We start from the raw sequence: 18793 nt of genomic DNA on the forward strand, positions 1-18793 counted from the left end.
CAGGCAGGCCGAGAATCCCCTCTTTAATTCGAGCTTCAAACCGTTTTGGGAGCCCTGGTACAGGCAGGCCGGGAACTCCCTCTTTTATTGCTCCAGGAGATGGATCTCCAGTCGCCAGCGGTCATCGACCGCCTTGCCCGACCATTCCCCGCGCAGCGGCCGTGCCGCCACCAGGTTCAACAGCAAGCCGCCATCGGTCTTGCGCACCCGCCAGTTCACATCCTTGTCATTGACCTTCAATTGCCCCGCCTGCGCATGGCCCTGGGCGTCGAACAGCAGCGCCACGGTGCCGTCGATATGCTCGCCGTGCAACTTCGGTTCGTTGTTGAACCACACCACCAGGCCATCGGTGGCAGGCTCGACCTGCAGCAGGGCAGTCGGGTCCGGGGTGGTCAGGCGACCGATCATCAAGCCCACCATCAGGCCGACAATCGCCAGCGAACCCAGGACTCTGGGCAATAGCTGCGGCCTGGGGTCGTCTTCAGGGGTAGAATGCGCTGCATCTTTATCTTCGGAGCCGTGCATGTTTCACGTCATCCTTTTTCAACCAGAAATTCCGCCGAACACCGGCAACGTTATCAGGCTGTGCGCCAACAGTGGCTGCCACCTGCATTTGATCGAGCCGCTGGGCTTCGAGATGGACGACAAGCGCCTGCGCCGCGCCGGCCTGGACTATCACGAATACGCCACCCTGCAGCGTCACGCCGACCTCGCCAGTTGCCTGGAGAGCCTGGGCCACCCGCGCCTGTTTGCGTTCACCACCAAGGGCTCGCGGCCGTTTCATGATGCCAGCTTCGCCGAGGGGGACGCCTTCCTGTTCGGCCCTGAGAGCCGTGGCCTGCCGGCAGACGTACTCGACGCCCTGCCCGACGGCCAGCGCCTGCGCCTGCCGATGCGTGAAGGCTGCCGCAGCCTGAACCTGTCCAACACCGTGGCCGTCGCGGTCTACGAAGGCTGGCGCCAGCTCGGGTTCAAATAATCCCCTTTTCCCTGTAGGAGCGAGCTTGCTCGCGAAAAACCAACAGGCGACGTGGGCTACCTAATAGCGCTGCGTCATCGTTGACGCTTTTCGCGAGCAAGCTCGCTCCTACAAGCGTTAGCCGTGCATAAAAAAAGCGCCAGTGATGGCGCTTTTTATGCATCGTCGACTTACTGAACCGTCGGCGCGCCTTCCTGTTGCATGCGCTGCAGCTCTTGCGCATACAGGGCATCGAAGTTCACCGGGGCCAGCATCAGGGCCGGGAACGAGCCACGGGTGACCAGGCTGTCCAGGGTCTCGCGGGCATACGGGAACAGGATGTTCGGGCAGAACGCGCCCAGAGTGTGGCTCATGGACGCATCGTCCAGGCCCTGGATCAGGAAGATACCGGCCTGTTGCACTTCAGCGATGAAGGCCACTTCTTCACCGTTCTTCACGGTGACCGACAAGGTCAGCACGACTTCGTGGAAGTCGCCTTCCAGCTGCTTCTGACGGGTGTTGAGGTCCAGGCCGACGCTTGGAGTCCACTCCTGACGGAAGATCGCCGGGCTTTTCGGCGCTTCGAACGACAGGTCACGCACGTAGATACGCTGCAGGGAAAATTGTGGGCCTTGAGCCTCTTCTGCTGCCGCTTCGGTGTTCGGTTGGTCAGTCATCTCGCAGATCCTTCTTGATCTTGGGGTCTTTTAGGGTTTTGGAGTCAGACGTGAAGCAGCGCATCCAGTTTACCGGCGCGCTCCAGGGCGAACAGGTCGTCGCATCCACCGATATGCTGGGTACCGATCCAGATTTGCGGCACAGAGGTGCGCCCCGCCTTCTGGGCCATCTCGGCACGTACCTGGGGCTTGCCATCGACCTTGATCTCGTCGAAGGCAACCTTTTTGCTCTGGAGCAAATGCTTGGCTCGCGTGCAATAGGGGCAATAATCGCTGGAATAAACGACAACCTGGCTCATATCACTTCACCAACGGCAGGTTATCGGCGCGCCAGCTGGAGATACCACCCGACAGCTTGGCGGCGGTGAAACCGCTTTTCAACATTTCGCGGGCATGGCCACCGGAGTGCTGGCCTTGGGCGTCGACCAGGATAATGGTCTTGGCCTTGTGCTTTTCCAGCTCGGCGATGCGGGCGATCAACTTGTCCTGGGGAATATTCAGCGCGCCAACGATATGACCGGCGGCAAAGTCCTTGGCCGGACGAATGTCGACGACAACGGCCTGGTCCTTGTTGACCAGCGCGGTCAGCTCGGCGGTGCTGAGGCTACGGCCGCCACGGCTCACTTCATGAGCAATCAGCAGCGCCAGCAGTACGACGAAGGCACCGACCAGCAGATAGTGAGAGGTAGCAAATGCAATCAGGTGATCAACCATCAAGGAGGTTCCAGGGCGTTAAAATGGCGGTAAGTATACACAGCCGCCATGGGGGGCCAACCCCCGTAAAGCGGTGACGGCATCGGAACTTCGCTTTAAACTGCCACTCCCTTTTCAATCGCCTTCCTTTAATACCGCCGCGAGAGGATCTATGACTACCACGCCTAAACCTTTGGTCCTGATGATTCTCGATGGCTTCGGTCACAGTGAAAACCCCCACGACAACGCCGTATTCGCGGCGAACAAGCCCGTACTGGACCGCCTCTGCGCCAGCGTACCCAATGGCCTGATCTCAGGATCGGGCATGGACGTCGGCCTGCCGGACGGCCAGATGGGCAACTCTGAAGTCGGCCATATGAACCTTGGCGCCGGACGAGTGGTATATCAGGACTTCACCCGCGTGACCAAAGCCATCCGCGATGGCGAGTTCTTCGAGAACCCGACCATCTGCGCCGCGGTGGATAAAGCCGTCGCCGCCGGTAAAGCCGTGCATTTCATGGGCCTGCTGTCCGACGGTGGCGTACACAGTCACCAAGATCATCTGGTGGCCATGGCCGAACTGGCCTACAAACGCGGCGCCGAGAAGATCTACCTGCACGCCTTCCTCGATGGCCGCGACACCCCGCCCAAAAGCGCGCAATCGTCCATCGAACTGCTGGACGCCACCTTCGCCGCCCTCGGCAAGGGCCGTATCGCCAGCCTGGTCGGCCGCTATTTCGCCATGGACCGCGACAACCGCTGGGACCGCGTGTCCCAGGCCTACAACCTGATCGTCGACGGCAACGGCGAATTCAACGCGGCCACCGCCCAGCAAGGCCTGGAAGCGGCCTACGCCCGAGGCGAGAGCGATGAGTTCGTCAAGGCCACCACCATCGGCGAGCCGGTGACAGTCGAAGATGGCGACGCCGTGGTGTTCATGAACTTCCGTGCTGACCGTGCCCGCGAACTGAGCCATGTGTTCGTCGATGAGGGTTTCAAGGACTTCGAGCGTGCGCGCCAGCCGAAAGTCGAGTTCGTGATGCTGACCCAATACGCCGCCAGCATCCCGGCCCCGTCAGCCTTCGCACCAGGTAGCCTGGAAAACGTGCTGGGTGATTACCTCGCCAAAAACGGCAAGACCCAGCTGCGCATTGCCGAGACCGAGAAATACGCCCACGTCACCTTCTTCTTCTCCGGCGGGCGCGAAGAACCGTTCCCCGGCGAAGAGCGCATCCTGATCCCGTCGCCAAAAGTCGCCACCTACGACCTGCAGCCGGAAATGAGCGCACCGGAAGTCACCGACAAGATCGTCGACGCCATCGAACACCAGCGCTATGACGTGATCGTGGTCAACTACGCCAACGGCGACATGGTCGGCCACAGCGGCAACCTGCAAGCGGCGATCAAGGCCGTGGAATGCCTGGACTTGTGCGTAGGCCGGATCGTCGAGGCCCTGGAAAAGGTCGGCGGCGAAGCGCTGATCACCGCTGACCACGGCAACTGCGAGCAGATGTCCGACGAATCCACCGGCCAGGCCCATACCGCCCACACTACCGAGCCGGTGCCGTTCATTTATGTCGGCAAGCGCGACTTCAAGGTGCGCGAAGGCGGCGTGCTGGCAGACGTAGCGCCGACCATGCTGATGCTGATGGGGTTGGAGAAGCCTGCCGAGATGACCGGTACCTCAATCCTGGTCTGATTTTCAAACCCACCACAAACCCCATGTGGGAGCGGGCTTGCTCGCGATAGCGGAGTGTCAGTTGATACATTTCTAACTGATCCACCGCCATCGCGAGCAAGCCCGCTCCCACATTGTTTTGTGGCGTTTTTGAGCATGGCGTTTAGCCATACCCCGCCACACGGCAGTTAACTTACCCATTGGACGTTTTTTTTGCAGCGTGGGCCGGGCATACTAGGCCGTCCCTTTCCCTGGTGTCGCCCGCCTCTATGCTTCGCGCCTTGATTACCCTTGCTCTTGTCTGCGTGCTCCAACCGGCTATGGCCGACGAGCGTGCGCAAACCCAACAACAGTTGGACGCTACGCGTCAGGACATTACCGAGCTGAAGAAACTGCTCGGCAAGCTCCAGGAAGAAAAATCCGGGGTGCAGAAAGACCTGCGCGGCACGGAAACCGAAATGGGCAAGCTGGAGAAGCAGGTCCAGGAGCTGCAAAAAGAACTAAAGAAGAGCGAGTCGGAACTGGAGCGGCTCGACGGTGAGAAAAAAAAACTCCAGAGCGCGCGCGTTGAACAGCAACGCCTGATCGCAATCCAGGCCCGTGCCGCCTACCAGAACGGCCGCCAGGAATACCTCAAGCTGCTGCTCAACCAGCAGAACCCGGAAAAATTCGCCCGCACCCTGACCTACTACGACTACCTGAGCACCGCGCGCCTGGAGCAACTCAAGAGCTTCAACGAGACCCTGCGCCAGTTGGCCAACGTCGAGCAGGAAATCGCCGACCAGCAAAACCAGCTTCTGGACCAGAAAAGCAGCCTGGACAGCCAGCGCGACGAGCTGGACAAGGTGCGCAAGGAACGCCAGCAGGCACTCGCCAAGCTCAACAGTGACGTAAAAGCCCGTGATGCCAAGCTGCAAGCACGGCAACAGGACCAGGCCGACCTGGCCAAGGTGCTGAAAACCATCGAGGAAACCCTGGCGCGCCAGGCCCGCGAGGCGGAGCAAGCGCGACAAAAAGCGCTGATCGCCCAGCAGGAAGCGGAAAAAAAGCGCCAGCGTGAAGCCGAGGCGCTCGCCACCGACGCCCCGCGCAAACCGGCGCGTGCAGCCCCTGGCCCATTGGTTTCCAGTGCCGGCCAATCGTTTGGCGGGCCTTTTGCTACTGCCCGAGGCAAACTTCCATGGCCTGTTGATGGTCGATTACTGGCACGCTTTGGTGAAACCCGTGGCGATGACACCCGCACCAAGTGGGACGGCGTGATGATCAGCGCCTCTGCGGGCAGCCAGGTACACGCCGTCCACGGTGGGCGCGTGGTGTTCGCCGATTGGCTGCGCGGCGCCGGTTTGCTGGTGATTCTCGACCACGGCAATGGCTATTTGAGCCTTTACGGCCACAATCAAACATTGCTCAAGGCCGCAGGTGATGTTGTAAAAGCCGGTGAATCCATCTCCACTGTCGGTAACAGTGGCGGCCAGGACACCCCGGCGCTGTACTTCGCTATTCGTCAGCAGGGCCGCCCAAGCGACCCTGCACAATGGTGTCGCGCCCAAGGATAGGGCCGCATCTACATTAGGAGTTCGTTCGACATGCTGCATTTGTCCCGCCTCACTTCGCTGGCCCTGACGATCGCCCTCGTGATCGGCGCGCCTATGGCATTCGCCGACCAGACCGCCCCGTCAGCCACGGCCGCGACCACCAAGGCGCCGCTGCCGCTGGACGAATTGCGCACCTTTGCCGAGGTCATGGACCGGATCAAGGCAGCCTATGTCGAACCCGTGGACGACAAGACCCTGCTGGAAAACGCCATCAAAGGCATGCTCAGCAACCTCGACCCGCACTCTGCCTACCTGGGCCCGGAAGATTTCGCCGAGTTGCAGGAAAGCACCAGCGGCGAATTTGGCGGTCTGGGCATCGAAGTCGGTGCCGAGGACGGCATCATCAAGGTGGTGTCGCCAATCGACGACACCCCGGCGTCCAAGGCCGGTATCCAGGCTGGCGACCTGATCGTCAAGATCAATGGCCAGCCGACCCGCGGCCAGACCATGACCGAAGCCGTCGACAAGATGCGCGGCAAGGTCGGCCAGAAAATCACCCTGACCCTGGTACGCGACGGCGGCAGCCCGTTTGACGTGACGCTGACCCGCGCCACCATCGTGGTCAAGAGCGTGAAGAGCCAGTTGCTGGAGTCGGGCTACGGTTATATCCGCATCACCCAGTTCCAGGTCAAGACCGGCGACGAAGTGGCCAAGGCCCTGGCCAAGCTGCGCAAGGACAACGGCAAGAAGCTCAACGGTATCGTGCTGGACCTGCGCAACAACCCAGGCGGCGTGCTGCAATCGGCGGTGGAAGTGGTCGACCATTTCATTACCAAGGGCCTGATCGTCTACACCAAGGGCCGCATCGCCAACTCCGAGTTGCGCTTCTCGGCCACCGGCAAGGACCTCAGCGAAAACGTCCCGCTGGCGGTGCTGATCAACGGCGGCAGCGCCTCGGCCTCGGAAATCGTCGCCGGCGCCCTGCAAGACCAGAAACGCGGAGTGCTGATGGGCACCACCAGCTTTGGCAAAGGCTCGGTGCAAACCGTGCTGCCGCTGAACAACGAGCGTGCGCTGAAGATCACCACGGCGCTGTACTACACGCCTAATGGTCGCTCGATCCAGGCCCAGGGCATCGTGCCGGATATCGAGGTTCGCCGGGCCAAGATCACCAACGAAAGCGACAACGAGTACTTCAAGGAAGCTGACCTGCAAGGTCACCTGGGCAATGGCAACGGCGGTGCCGACCAGCCAACCGGTAGCGGCCCGAAAGCCAAGCCGATGCCGCAGGACGACGACTACCAACTGGCCCAGGCGTTGAGCCTGCTCAAGGGCTTGAGCATTACGCGCAGCCGTTGATATGCGTTTTGCTCTAATCCTTGCAATATTGTGCAGCCTGGCAGGAGTCGCCCAAGCGACCCCTGCCGACAAGCCCCACAAAGCCTACCTGACCCTGATCATCGACGACCTCGGGCAAAACCTGCCCCGGGATCGTCGCGTGTTGGCCCTACCCGGCCCAGTGACGGCGGCGATCATGCCCGATACCCCGCACGCCGCCGAGTTCGCTCGCGAGGCCCATCGCGCCGGCAAGATCGTGATCCTGCACATGCCCATGGACCCGGCCACCGGCCCGTTCGCCTGGCACCCCGAGCTGCCCATCGAAGAACTGGGCAAGCGCCTGGATGCAGCGTTCAAGGCCGTGCCCTACACCGCCGGCATCAACAACCACATGGGCAGCCGCATGACCGCCGAGCCGGGCGCCATGGCTTGGCTGATGGGTGAACTGCAACGTCGCCACAAGTTCTTCGTCGACAGCCGCACCAGCGCCAAGACCGTGGCCGCCGCCGAGGCACAGAAGATCAACCTGGCCCACGTCTCACGGGATGTATTTCTGGATGACGAACGTACCGAAGCGGCTATCACCACGCAGTTGCAGACCGCTATCAAGCTGGCCCACAAACAGGGCTCGGCGGTGATGATCGGCCACCCTTATCCACAGACCCTGGCGGTATTGGAGCGCGAGCTGCCCAAGCTCAAGGCCCAGGGCATCGAGTGGATTGATATCAAGTTGATGATCAGTGTACGCAGCAACCAGGCCATGGGCGGCCACGGCAAAAATGGCATCTACCGCTAGATAGCTACCGCACCGGCGCACGTGAACACCTGAATAGTGAACGGACAACGTTCAACTATCAGGATGCCCATGAATATCTCCCCACACCTTTTTTCAGCAGTAGAGCTAGCCGCTCGATGGCGGACTTGTCGTGCCAAAAAATCACCAAGCACTGAGACCTGCGAATGGAATCGATAAAATTTGGCAACCTGCTCATCAACTTCACAACCCAGTTCACTCGGCTGTGGAACAACAAGGGTTCACCCAACGCATCACCCGTCGGTTTTTGGCGACCGGTACCGTCCGCCGACTTCCTGACGGACTATTTCCCGCTTGGCGACCATGCAGTTGCAGGACACGGCGATATCAACCAGAAAACCGTAGTCGCCGTGGTTTCGGAGGGCCCTGCGCAAACCGAAGAAGAGCGCACTAAAGGCAAGGCACTCATGCCGCCCGATGAATTCGAAAAGGTGTGGGATGACAAAGGCTCCCAGGCCCATTCCAACGGGGCCATCTGGCGCCCGCTTCCACCCACCGGCTATGTGGCAATGGGGCTCGTGGCCACCGATGGCTACGACAAACCTTCACGCAACACGGTTCGGTGCGTTCGGGCTGATCTGGTGATTGCCTCATATATCAGCGACCTGATCTGGAACAACAGACGCAGCCCGGCCCGGCTGGACTTCAGCGCCTGGAACATCAGCCCGCCAGGGGCAGCGGCAGGCGAGGTGTACCTGTCGGCAGGAACCTTTGTCGGCGCCGCCAGCTATACAAAACCCTCGGTACACATTGCCGCTTACTCATTGCGCATGCAGATCCCCCTGCAGGTCAGTGTGCCGCCTCCGGCACCGGCGCTTGCAGGCGAGCAACAGCCTTCGCCCTTCGAGAAGGCCGAAGTCACCCATATCGCAAAACTGGCCTGGTTTACCGTCAAGGACCCCAATCTGTCGCCCCTCCAACAACTGCGTACGTCCCCCACTTACCGCCTGGAGAGAGCGGACAAATACATATTGGTCGGGTTTGGTCATAACAGAAGCTCGCTGAACCAGTCCTTCAAATGGACCGCTACGCGAGGGCAGAACGGCAGTAGCCTGAAGACACTGACCCACACCACTGCCATCGAAATTGGCACTGAGTGGGGGTTCAACGTGTGGGGCGCTTCGGGCAAGGTCTCGGCAAAACTCAGCGGTGGCCTCACGCACACGCAAACGTCCTCCGATGGATGGACCACCTCGACCGCTTTTGAAGTCAACGCCACGGTTCCCGCGCACAAAGCGGTAGCCGTCTATCTGGTGCAAAGCGACTACAAGTTGCTACGAGAAAACGGTACGCAAGTGGCAACGAGCATCAGCTACACCGATGGTGACAGTGTGTATTGGAGCGAATACCCACCGGCCCGGGAATGCGAGGTCACGTGCAGGCCACTGCCAGCGCCTGCCTCATAACCGCTAGAGATACCGCCCCACGATTTCGCTTACCACGCCCTCTTTACGGAGCTGATCCAGCGCGGCTTGCAGTTTGGCGACGGTTTCGTCCGGTACGTCTTTGTTCAGGGCCAGGTACAGCTGGGCACTGTTGAAACGCAGCACCGTCTTGAGCCCGGTTATGCCGACTTGCCGCGCCAGGTAACGTCCGGCTGGATCGCCAGTAGCCCAGAGATCGATCTGGCCATCCAGCAGTTTTTGCGCATTGTCCTGGTCGCGAAGCACGACCTGGGGTGTGAGCCCTTGTTTTTCCAGGCTCTGGGCAATCGCGTCACCCTTGTAGGCACCCACCTTGTAGTGCCGGGCCTGCTCAAGTTCGGTCAATTGGATCTTGCTGTCGTCTTTGGCCAGCAGCACCCAATCGTCCGGGCCGATAGGGCCGACCCACTTGAACAAGGCTTCGCGATCCGGCTGGCGCGCCATGACGAATACCCCGTAGCCAGGTTGCTCCAGGGCGAGTTTATAGATCCGCTCCCAGGGGAAACGCAGCGTAAGGCTGTAGGAAACGCCAGCGCGCTTGAAGGTTTCGCGCACGATGTCCACGGCGATGCCTTCGATGTTCTCGTCCTTGGCGAAGTTCTTGCCGTTTTTCGCCATGTTGTAGGGCGGAAAGTTTTCCGTCAGCAACACCAGAGAATCAGCAGAGTGCTCGGCAGCATTGGCCGAAGCTGCCAACAGAATGGAAGAACTGGCGAGGGCAAGAAGCAGGTCTTTGAGCATGAAGGGTTACCGGAATCCATGGCAGGCCCCAGAGTGCCGCGAGCCTGTCATGGTGTCCAGTGACGTTTAGCGTACGACGATGCCGCGCGCCGCCATGTAGGCCTTGGCCTCGGGAACGGTGTATTCGCCAAAGTGGAAAATGCTCGCCGCCAGCACCGCGCTGGCGTGGCCTTCGATGACGCCGTCGGCCAGATGTTGCAGGTTGCCCACACCACCGGAAGCGATCACCGGAATGCCCAACGCGTCGCTGATGGCGCGGGTCACGCCCAGGTCGAAGCCGTTTTTCATGCCGTCCTGGTCCATGCTGGTCAGCAGGATTTCACCGGCGCCCAGGCCTTCCATCTTCATGGCCCACTCCACCGCATCCAGGCCGGTAGGCTTGCGCCCGCCATGGGTGAAGATCTCCCAGCGCGGGGTTTCACCCGGGCCGGAGACTTTCTTGGCGTCGATGGCGACCACGATGCATTGCGAACCAAAATGCTGCGCGGCTTCGCCGACAAATTCCGGATTGAACACCGCTGCGGTGTTGATCGAGACCTTGTCCGCACCGGCGTTGAGCAGGTTGCGGATATCCTGCACGGTGCGCACGCCACCGCCCACGGTCAGCGGGATAAACACCTGGCTGGCCATGCGTTCCACGGTATGCAGCGTGGTATCGCGGCCGTCGACGCTGGCGGTGATGTCAAGAAAGGTAATCTCGTCGGCACCCTGCTCGTCGTAACGACGGGCAATTTCCACCGGGTCACCGGCGTCACGGATGTTCTCGAACTTGACGCCCTTGACCACGCGACCGTTGTCGACGTCCAGGCAAGGGATGATGCGTTTAGCCAGCGCCATGGTCAGTCCTCAGCCTTTGTAGGCATCGCAGTAAGCCTGGGCTTCAGCCACGTCCAGGGTCCCCTCGTAGATCGCGCGGCCAGTGATGGCGCCGATGATCCCCGGCGCCTTGGCGTCCAGCAACGACTTGATGTCGCCCAGATTGTGGATGCCGCCGGACGCGATCACCGGAATTTTGGTGGCCGCCGCCAGGGCAGCGGTGAAGGGTACGTTGCAGCCTTGCATCATGCCGTCTTTGGCGATGTCGGTATAAACGATGGCGGACACGCCGTCGGCCTCGAACTGCTTGGCCAGGTCGATCACTTGAACGGTGCTGATCTCGGCCCAACCGTCGGTGGCAACGAAGCCATCCTTGGCGTCCAGGCCCACGATCACCTTGCCCGGGAACGCGCGGCAGGCCTCGGCGACGAAGGCCGGGTCTTTCACGGCCTTGGTGCCGATGATCACGTAACTCACGCCCGCTTTGACGTAGTGCTCGATGGTTTCCAGGGAGCGGATACCGCCGCCGATCTGGATCGGCAGGTTCGGGTAGCGCTTGGCGATGGCGGTGACCACTTCGCCATTGACCGGCTGGCCTTCGAAGGCGCCGTTCAAGTCCACCAGATGCAGGCGACGGCAGCCGCCTTCCACCCACTTGGCAGCCATGCTTACCGGGTCATCGGAAAACACCGTGGAGTCTTCCATGCGGCCCTGGCGCAGACGTACGCAAGCGCCGTCCTTGAGATCGATAGCGGGGATAATCAGCATCTGGCAAACCTTATTCGATATTCAGCATTGCTCGAAGAATCAGGGTTTTTCGAGCGCCCACAAGTCGCTTTCGATGCTCTCGAACCTTTCTTTAAGGTGCGTCTGCACATCGAAAATCGCCCTGTTGTAATAGTGCGGAGCAATTTCAGTGGTGAACAGTTCGAGGATCTCAGCCACCTCGAACGACCCGAGCTTGAGCTCGAAGCGGTCGTCCATGAAACGCTTGATCTTGTCGGTCGCCTCACTCTCCTGCTGGGGAGTGAGATTGAGGATCGGCGGCTTGATCTTCTTGGCCATTACCAACGCCCATCCCAACTGGCGAAGTTCTGCAGCAACTGCAGGCCATGGGTATGGCTCTTCTCCGGGTGGAACTGCACGGCGAAGCGCGAGCCTTCGGCCAGCGCGGCGGCGAAGTCGACGCCATAGTGCCCGCCACCCACCACCTGGCGCGGGTTACCGGCGGCGATGTAGTAGCTGTGCACGAAGTAGAAACGCGCCATGTCCGGGATGTCATGCCACAGCGGGTGGTCGACGGTGCGGCGCACTTCGTTCCAGCCCATGTGCGGGACTTTCAGGTGTTCGCCGTCTTCATGCAGGTCCTTGCCGAAGAACTTCACATCCCCCGGGAACAGGCCGATGCAGTCGACGCCGCCGTTTTCTTCACTGCGCTCGAGCAAGGCTTGCATGCCCACGCAGATCCCGAGGAACGGCCGGTCCTGGCTGACTTCGCGCACCAGGCTGTCAAAGCCCAGGCGACGGATTTCAGCCATGCAATCGCGAATCGCACCTACACCGGGAAACACCACCCGGTCGGCTTCGCGGATCACCTTGGCATCGCTGGTAATCAGCACCTTGCCGGCGCCTACGTGTTCGAGGGCCTTGGCCACCGAATGCAGGTTGCCCATGCCGTAGTCGATAACCGCGACCGTCTGCATTACAGAACGCCCTTGGTCGAAGGCATTTGCCCGGCCATGCGATCATCGAGCTCCACGGCCATGCGCAGGGCGCGACCGAAAGCCTTGAACACGGTTTCGATCTGGTGGTGGGTGTTGGTGCCACGCAGGTTGTCGATGTGCAGGCTGACCAGGGCGTGGTTGACGAAGCCCTGGAAGAACTCCTGGAACAGGTCCACGTCAAAGCCGCCTACGGTGGCGCGGGTATACGGGACGTGCATCTGCAGGCCTGGGCGGCCCGAGAAGTCGATGACCACACGCGACAGCGCCTCATCCAGCGGGACATAGGCATGGCCATAACGGCGAATGCCTTTTTTGTCGCCGATGGCCTTGGCAAACGCCTGGCCGAGGGTGATACCGACATCCTCCACGGTGTGGTGGTCGTCGATATGCAGGTCGCCCTTGCTGACGATATCCAGGTCGATCAGCCCATGACGGGCGATTTGATCCAGCATGTGCTCAAGAAAAGGGACACCGATATCAAATCGGGCCTTTCCGGTGCCATCCAGGTTGATCGAGGCTTTGATCTGGGTTTCCAGAGTGTCGCGCTCGACGGACGCCTTACGTTCGGCCATCACCAGCTCCGCAAAATCATTGGGCGAAAAAGGTGGCCATTATAGGGGGTGTGGGCGCTAAACAGAAACATCGGAGGGGATAAGACTGACGGCCTGTCGGGCATAGACATGTCAGTACAAGTGCGGGAGCGGGCTTGCCTGCGATGCAGACGCCTGAGTACTACAGCTACATCGAGCTGATTCTATCGCGGGCAAGCCCGGCTCCCACAGGAACCGGGCCCACACGGGTTATGCGGTGTTAGTGGAACAGCACTGCAGTCTTCTGCAAGGTCACCCACACGCCCCACGCCAGCGGAATACCCACCACCAGCCACGCGGCGATCGCCAATGGCACCGTGCCGGAAGCAGCTTTCCACTCCAGGGACGTCGTCGCATCGGCGCCCTTGTCATGACCCAGCGCCTGTTCGGCAGCCAGTTCGGCGTCGGTCATGAAGTACTTGTCGGCCACCGGGCGTACCAACAGGTTGCAGATAAAGCCCAGCACCAGCAGGCCGGCAAGGATGTACAAGGTGATGTCATAGGCCGCGGCGCGCTCGACGCCGATGCTCAATTGATACTCACGCAGGTAGTTCACCAACACCGGGCCCAGCACGCCGGCCGCCGCCCAGGCAGTGAGCAGGCGACCATGGATCGCACCGACCATTTGCGTACCGAACAGGTCCGCCAGGTAGGCCGGCACGGTCGCGAAGCCGCCGCCGTACATCGACAGGATGATGCAGAACGCCGCCACGAACAGCGAGACGTTGCCCAGATGGCCGAGGTTCGGGATCAACGCATACAGGGCAAAGCCCAGGGCGAAGAACACAAAGTAGGTGTTCTTGCGGCCCAGGTAGTCGGAGAACGACGCCCAGAAGAACCGCCCACCAATGTTGAACAGGCTCAACAACCCGGTGAAGCCCGCCGCGATGGCTGCGATAGAGGCCAGTTGACCGGCATCCAGTTGGCCAAACGGCACATCAACACCCAGCAATTTGCCGCCGAACACTTCCTGCAACAGCGGCGACGCCATGCCCAGGATGCCGATACCCGCCGATACGTTCAGGCACAGCACCAGCCAGACCAGACGAAATTGTGGGGTTTTCCAGGCCACGTTCACGTGGACGTGACGGTGGGTGATCATCGCATTACTGGCTTTTTTCGCCGGTGCGGTCCAGCCCTCAGGCTTCCAGCCGGTCGGCGGCACGCGGTAGGACAAGGCGCCGCCGATCATGAACACGAAGTAGATCGCGGCCATGACCAAAAAGCTCTGCCACACGCCCACGCCGGTCGGCGAAGCAAAGTGGCCCATCAGCGCTGCAGCCAGGGGCGCACCGACCATCGCACCACCGCCAAAGCCCATGATCGCCATGCCGGTCGCCATGCCGCGCTTGTCCGGGAACCACTTGATCAGGGTCGACACCGGCGAGATATAGCCCAGGCCCAGGCCGATACCACCAATCACCCCCGAACCGAGCCACATCAGCCAGATCTGGTGGGTATAAATCCCCAGTGCCGAGATCAGCAGGCCACCGCACCAACACAGTGCCGAGACCACACCGGCCTTGCGCGGCCCGGCGTGTTCCAGCCAGCCGCCCCAGATCGCTGCCGAGCAACCCAGGAAGATGAAGAACAGGGTGTAGATCCAGCCCAGCATGGAGATCGGCCAGTCGCAGGACGACGAGAAGATCTGCGCGATAAAGCTCATGTCCGGCGCACAGGCCACCGGCGCGGTCACACCCAGCGCCTTGGACAGTGGCAGCCAGAACACCGAGAAGCCGTAGGCCATGCCGATACACAAATGGATGGCCAGGGCGGCCGGCGGAACCAGCCAGCGGTTGAAACCGGGCTTGGCGATGATGCGTTCCTTGGACAGGAACGCAGGCTGCGCAGCAGAAATGCCGGCCGCAGTGCTAGTGTTCATTGGTGTTTCCCCCAGTTGTTGGTCTGTGTTCGCCAGGCGCTCTCCTCCTCGGCCTTTGCACGCAATGCGTGGCCGTTTTCTCGAGTGAAGCTCCCTGTAGGCGCGACGTTTCGTCGCAGAAGGCGGGCGAACGCGCAAAGATTAGCATTTGGCGCAGCGAGAGAAACCAAACTGACACTACCTTTTTCAGCCCATCTGTTTTGTTTGACACTATGTAACGATGCGTAAACAGCCGCGGACCTCCCGGCGTTATACTCTGCGGCTAAATTTTGAAATCGACATACAAGGACTCGCCCATGAAAGCGTTCGGCAAAATCCTGGGTCTGGTACTTCTCGGGCTGTTGCTGATCATTGTGGCTCTGGGCTTTGCCCTGACCCACCTCTTCGATCCCAACGACTATAAAGACGAGATTCGCCAGATTGCCCGCGACAAGGCCCACATCGAGCTGACGCTCAATGGCGATATCGGCTGGAGCCTGTTCCCCTGGCTGGGCCTGGAGTTGCATGATGCCAGCGTGGCCACCCTGCACAACCCCGCCCAACCATTTGCCGACCTGCAGATGCTCGGCCTGTCGGTGCGCGTGCTGCCGCTGCTGCGCCGCGAAGTGCAAATGAGCGATGTGCGCGTCGAGGGCCTGAACCTGCGCCTGACCCGCGACAAGCAAGGCCATGGCAACTGGGAAGATATCGGCAAGGCACCGCCCGTTGCGGCTACCACCAGCGCCGAAGCGCCCGCCACGACTGCGCCAGCTACCGCGCCAACGCCGGAGAAACCGGCCCAACCAATCCGCCTGGACATCGACAGCCTGACGGTCAATAACGCCCGCATCGAGTACAACGACGAGCAGACCGGCAAGCAACTCAGCGCCGAAAGCATCCAACTGAGCACCGGTGCCGTGCATGAAGGCGCGAGCATTCCGGTCAAGCTCACCGCATTCTTCAGCAGCAACCAGCCGGTCATGCGGGTCAAGAGCGAGCTCAATGGCGAGCTGCGTTTTGATCGCGCCCTCAAGCGCTATCAGTTCGAAGACATGAAAGTCGCCGGCGAAGCCACGGGCGAGCCCCTGCAAGGCAAGACCGTAACGTTTGCCACCCAGGGCCAGTTGCTGGTGGACCTGTCGGCGAACATCGCCGAGTGGACCGGCCTCAAGCTCTCGCTCAACCAACTACGGGCACTGGGTGAACTGAAGGTCCACGACCTGGATAAAACCCCACAGATCAGCGGCGCCCTGTCGATTGCCCAGTTTGACCTGGCCAAGCTCCTCGACAGCGTCGGCCATCCAACGCCAGCCATGGCCCCAGAGAGCCTGAGCAAGGTCGAGTTGGTCAGCCGCCTGCAAGGCACGCCGTCGAGCGTGGCGCTGGAAGACCTCAACCTGAAAGTCGATGGCAGCACCTTCACCGGGCGCCTGGCGGTGGAAGACTTTGCCAAGCAATCCCTGCGCGTGCAGTTGAAGGCCGACACGTTCAACGCCGACCACTATCTGCCCGCCAAGTCCGAAGCAGCCAACAGCGCGGCCGTCGCGCGCCAGGCCGAAGTGCAGAGCAGCGAAGCCGGGGCCATGGCCGCCGGCGGCACCACGCCGTTGCCGGATGCGCCGACCAAAGGCGCCTGGAGCACCGATAAACTGCTGCCACTGTCACGCCTGCGCACCCTGGACGTGATTGCCGACCTGTCCTTCGGCCAACTGACCCTCGGCCAGTTGCCCATCGAGAACGCCACCCTCAAAGCCTCTGGCCAGGGTGGTCAGCTCAAGCTCGACACCTTGAGCGGCGGTCTCTACAACGGCACATTCCAGGCCAACGGCAACCTCGATGCCCGTGAAGATGTGCCGCTGTTGGCACTGCAGACCAAAATCAAGCAAGTGCCGGTCGAACGCGTCCTGCAGGCCCAGGGCAAAACCCCGCCGGTCAAAGGCCAGATCACCCTCGACAGCAACCTGACGGGTCGCGGCAACAGCCAGAAGGCGCTGATCGACAGCCTCAATGGCACCGCCAGCTTTGTGATCAACAATGGCGTGCTGCTCAACGCCAACATTGAGCAACAACTGTGCACCGGCATCGCCCTGCTCAATCGCAAGACCCTGGCCAGCGAACCGCGTGGCAAGGACACACCGTTCGAGGAGCTCAAGGGCAACCTGACCTTGCGTAACGGCGTGGCCAGCAACCCGGACCTGAAAGTGCGCATCCCCGGCCTGACCGTCAACGGCAATGGCGACATTGACCTGCGCGTGCTGGGCATGGACTACCGTGTGGGCATCATTGTCGAGGGTGACAAGCGCGACATGCCAGACCCGGCCTGCCAGGTCGGCTCGAACTTCCGAGGCATCGAAGTCCCGCTGCGCTGCCGTGGCCCGCTGGAGTTGGGCGCCAAGGCCTGCCGCCTGGATAAGGACGGCCTGGGCCAGGTTGCGGCCAAGATGGCCGGCAACAAGCTCAGCGAGAAAATTGAAGAGAAACTCGACAAGGTCAATCCCAAGCTCAAAGACGCCCTCAAAGGTTTGTTCAACCGATGAGAAACGAGCAATTCTCAGCGGCCGTACTGGACTGGTACGACCGCCATGGTCGCCATGACCTGCCTTGGCAGCAAGGCATTACCCCGTATCGGGTGTGGGTCTCGGAAATCATGCTGCAACAGACCCAGGTCAGCACCGTGCTCAATTACTTCGACCGCTTCATGGCCTCGCTGCCAACGGTCGAAGCGCTGGCCGCCGCGCCGGAGGACGAAGTGCTGCACCTGTGGACCGGGCTCGGTTACTACACCCGGGCGCGCAACCTGCAAAAGACCGCGAAGATTGTCGTCGCCGAATACGGCGGCGAGTTTCCCCGCGATGTAGAAAAGCTTACCGAGCTGCCGGGCATCGGCCTGTCCACCGCCGGCGCCATCGCCAGCCTGAGCATGGGCCTGCGCGCACCGATCCTCGACGGCAACGTCAAGCGCGTGCTGGCTCGCTTTACCGCCCAGGAAGGCTATCCGGGCGAGCCCAAGGTGGCCAAACAGCTGTGGGCCACTGCCGAACGTTTTACCCCCCACGACCGCGTCAACGCCTACACCCAGGCGATGATGGACATGGGCGCCACCCTCTGCACCCGCAGCAAGCCCAGTTGCCTGCTGTGCCCCCTGGAAAAGGGCTGCGAAGCGCACATGCTGGGCCTGGAAACCCGCTACCCGATTCCCAAGCCCCGCAAGACCATCCCGCAAAAGCGCACGCTGATGCCCTTGCTGGCCAACCAGGAGGGCGCGATCCTGCTTTACCGTCGCCCTTCTACGGGCCTTTGGGGCGGGCTGTGGAGCTTGCCGGAGCTGGACGACCTGAACGACCTGGAACACCTGGCCAACCAGCACTCGCTGGCACTGGGCAAGCATCAGGAGCTACCTGGGCTGGTCCACACCTTCAGCCACTTCCAACTGGCTATCGAACCCTGGCTGGTGCAAGTCGAGGAATCGGCCCATCACGTGGCCGAGGCCGACTGGCTCTGGTATAACCTCGCCACCCCGCCGCGCCTGGGCCTTGCCGCCCCGGTGAAAAAACTGCTGAAGCGCGCGGCCGACGTATTGAACGCAGGAGTTTCGTCATGACCCGCACCGTTATCTGCCGCAAGTATCACGAAGAACTGCCCGCCCTGGAGCGCGCCCCGTTTCCGGGAGCCATGGGCCAGGACATTTTCGACCACGTTTCCGCCAAGGCCTGGACCGACTGGCAGAAGCACCAGACCCTACTGATCAACGAAAAACGCCTGAACATGATGAATGCTGAAGACCGCAAATATCTTCAGGGCGAGATGAAGAAGTACTTTTCCGGCGAGGATTACGCCAAGGCCGATGGCTACGTGCCGCCTGCTCAATAATTGAGCAAAAAACGGGGTTGGCACGTAAGCGACGGTAATAATTAAATATTTTTTGAAAACTTGCTTGACGACCC

General features: G+C 61.1%; 20 protein-coding genes. 9 read left to right on the forward strand and 11 right to left on the reverse strand.

What is annotated here, in order from left to right; all coding sequences use genetic code 11:
- Positions 1-84: 84 nt before the first annotated feature.
- Positions 85-525 carry a hypothetical protein gene (locus HBO09_RS04070; RefSeq protein ID WP_029295911.1) on the reverse strand — a complete coding sequence of 147 codons (441 nt, stop codon included), beginning with the start codon at positions 523-525 and terminating at the stop codon, positions 85-87.
- Here HBO09_RS04070 and HBO09_RS04075 point away from each other — a divergent pair.
- Positions 524-979: a tRNA (cytidine(34)-2'-O)-methyltransferase gene (locus HBO09_RS04075; RefSeq protein WP_029295910.1), complete on the forward strand. Its 456-nt coding sequence runs from the start codon at positions 524-526 to the stop codon at positions 977-979. The two genes, HBO09_RS04070 and HBO09_RS04075, sit on opposite strands and share 2 nt — an antisense overlap.
- Before the next feature lie 170 nt (positions 980-1149).
- Here the strand turns inward: HBO09_RS04075 and secB are convergent, their stop codons facing one another.
- The 3 genes from secB to HBO09_RS04090 are packed head-to-tail and all read right to left on the reverse strand — an operon-like array spanning position 1150 to position 2349.
- Positions 1150-1635 (reverse strand): protein-export chaperone SecB, encoded by a 486-nt coding sequence (gene secB, locus HBO09_RS04080; protein ID WP_029295909.1) that lies wholly within the window; start codon positions 1633-1635, stop codon positions 1150-1152.
- A gap of 44 nt (positions 1636-1679) precedes the next feature.
- A complete protein-coding gene (gene grxC, locus HBO09_RS04085; protein WP_169991942.1) occupies positions 1680-1934 on the reverse strand; it encodes a glutaredoxin 3 in 255 nt (84 codons plus the stop codon).
- 1 nt (position 1935) lies between these two features.
- Positions 1936-2349 carry a rhodanese-like domain-containing protein gene (locus HBO09_RS04090; protein ID WP_169991940.1) on the reverse strand — a complete coding sequence of 138 codons (414 nt, stop codon included), beginning with the start codon at positions 2347-2349 and terminating at the stop codon, positions 1936-1938.
- A 151-nt stretch (positions 2350-2500) separates the two neighbouring features.
- Between HBO09_RS04090 and gpmI the strand changes: the two genes are divergently transcribed.
- The 5 genes from gpmI to HBO09_RS04115 all read left to right on the forward strand — a co-directional run bounded on the left by gpmI (position 2501) and on the right by HBO09_RS04115 (position 9099).
- Positions 2501-4027, forward strand: coding sequence for a 2,3-bisphosphoglycerate-independent phosphoglycerate mutase (gpmI, locus tag HBO09_RS04095; RefSeq protein WP_169991938.1), 1527 nt, complete (start codon positions 2501-2503; stop codon positions 4025-4027).
- A 248-nt stretch (positions 4028-4275) separates the two neighbouring features.
- Positions 4276-5562, forward strand: a complete 1287-nt coding sequence (locus tag HBO09_RS04100) for a murein hydrolase activator EnvC (protein WP_169991936.1) — start codon at positions 4276-4278, stop codon at positions 5560-5562.
- 30 nt (positions 5563-5592) lie between these two features.
- On the forward strand, positions 5593-6900 hold the full coding sequence (locus tag HBO09_RS04105) for a S41 family peptidase (RefSeq protein WP_169991934.1): 1308 nt from the start codon (positions 5593-5595) through the stop codon (positions 6898-6900).
- A gap of 1 nt (position 6901) precedes the next feature.
- Complete coding sequence (locus HBO09_RS04110) at positions 6902-7675, forward strand: divergent polysaccharide deacetylase family protein (RefSeq protein ID WP_169991932.1); 774 nt, start codon at positions 6902-6904, stop codon at positions 7673-7675.
- A gap of 164 nt (positions 7676-7839) precedes the next feature.
- On the forward strand, positions 7840-9099 hold the full coding sequence (locus HBO09_RS04115; RefSeq protein ID WP_169991930.1) for a Vps62-related protein: 1260 nt from the start codon (positions 7840-7842) through the stop codon (positions 9097-9099).
- Positions 9100-9102: 3 nt separating this feature from the next.
- Here the strand turns inward: HBO09_RS04115 and HBO09_RS04120 are convergent, their stop codons facing one another.
- From HBO09_RS04120 to HBO09_RS04150, 7 genes are all read right to left on the reverse strand, one after another.
- Positions 9103-9858: an ABC transporter substrate-binding protein gene (locus tag HBO09_RS04120; protein ID WP_169991928.1), complete on the reverse strand. Its 756-nt coding sequence runs from the start codon at positions 9856-9858 to the stop codon at positions 9103-9105.
- A gap of 66 nt (positions 9859-9924) precedes the next feature.
- Positions 9925-10695: an imidazole glycerol phosphate synthase subunit HisF gene (gene hisF / locus HBO09_RS04125; RefSeq protein WP_003171107.1), complete on the reverse strand. Its 771-nt coding sequence runs from the start codon at positions 10693-10695 to the stop codon at positions 9925-9927.
- A gap of 9 nt (positions 10696-10704) precedes the next feature.
- Positions 10705-11442: a 1-(5-phosphoribosyl)-5-[(5-phosphoribosylamino)methylideneamino]imidazole-4-carboxamide isomerase gene (gene hisA, locus HBO09_RS04130; protein ID WP_010169075.1), complete on the reverse strand. Its 738-nt coding sequence runs from the start codon at positions 11440-11442 to the stop codon at positions 10705-10707.
- Positions 11443-11481: 39 nt separating this feature from the next.
- Positions 11482-11739, reverse strand: coding sequence for a DUF2164 domain-containing protein (locus tag HBO09_RS04135; RefSeq protein ID WP_169991926.1), 258 nt, complete (start codon positions 11737-11739; stop codon positions 11482-11484).
- Positions 11739-12377, reverse strand: a complete 639-nt coding sequence (gene hisH, locus HBO09_RS04140) for an imidazole glycerol phosphate synthase subunit HisH (protein WP_029295897.1) — start codon at positions 12375-12377, stop codon at positions 11739-11741. Before hisH ends, HBO09_RS04135 begins: the two co-directional genes overlap by 1 nt.
- Positions 12377-12970: an imidazoleglycerol-phosphate dehydratase HisB gene (gene hisB / locus HBO09_RS04145; protein ID WP_003218037.1), complete on the reverse strand. Its 594-nt coding sequence runs from the start codon at positions 12968-12970 to the stop codon at positions 12377-12379. Before hisB ends, hisH begins: the two co-directional genes overlap by 1 nt.
- A 238-nt stretch (positions 12971-13208) precedes the next feature.
- Positions 13209-14870: an OFA family MFS transporter gene (locus tag HBO09_RS04150; RefSeq protein WP_169991924.1), complete on the reverse strand. Its 1662-nt coding sequence runs from the start codon at positions 14868-14870 to the stop codon at positions 13209-13211.
- A gap of 296 nt (positions 14871-15166) precedes the next feature.
- On the opposite strand from HBO09_RS04150, the gene HBO09_RS04155 reads away from it, so the two are divergent.
- From HBO09_RS04155 to HBO09_RS04165, 3 genes are read left to right on the forward strand one after another with little or no spacing between them, the layout of a single operon-like run.
- Positions 15167-17386: an AsmA family protein gene (locus tag HBO09_RS04155; RefSeq protein ID WP_169991922.1), complete on the forward strand. Its 2220-nt coding sequence runs from the start codon at positions 15167-15169 to the stop codon at positions 17384-17386.
- Positions 17383-18450, forward strand: a complete 1068-nt coding sequence (gene mutY / locus HBO09_RS04160) for an A/G-specific adenine glycosylase (protein WP_169991920.1) — start codon at positions 17383-17385, stop codon at positions 18448-18450. Before HBO09_RS04155 ends, mutY begins: the two co-directional genes overlap by 4 nt.
- Complete coding sequence (locus tag HBO09_RS04165) at positions 18447-18719, forward strand: oxidative damage protection protein (RefSeq protein WP_169991918.1); 273 nt, start codon at positions 18447-18449, stop codon at positions 18717-18719. Before mutY ends, HBO09_RS04165 begins: the two co-directional genes overlap by 4 nt.
- Positions 18720-18793 lie beyond the last annotated feature (74 nt).

The sequence above is a fragment of the Pseudomonas sp. WS 5027 genome (assembly GCF_012985695.1).
GTDB lineage: Bacteria > Pseudomonadota > Gammaproteobacteria > Pseudomonadales > Pseudomonadaceae > Aquipseudomonas > Aquipseudomonas hygromyciniae.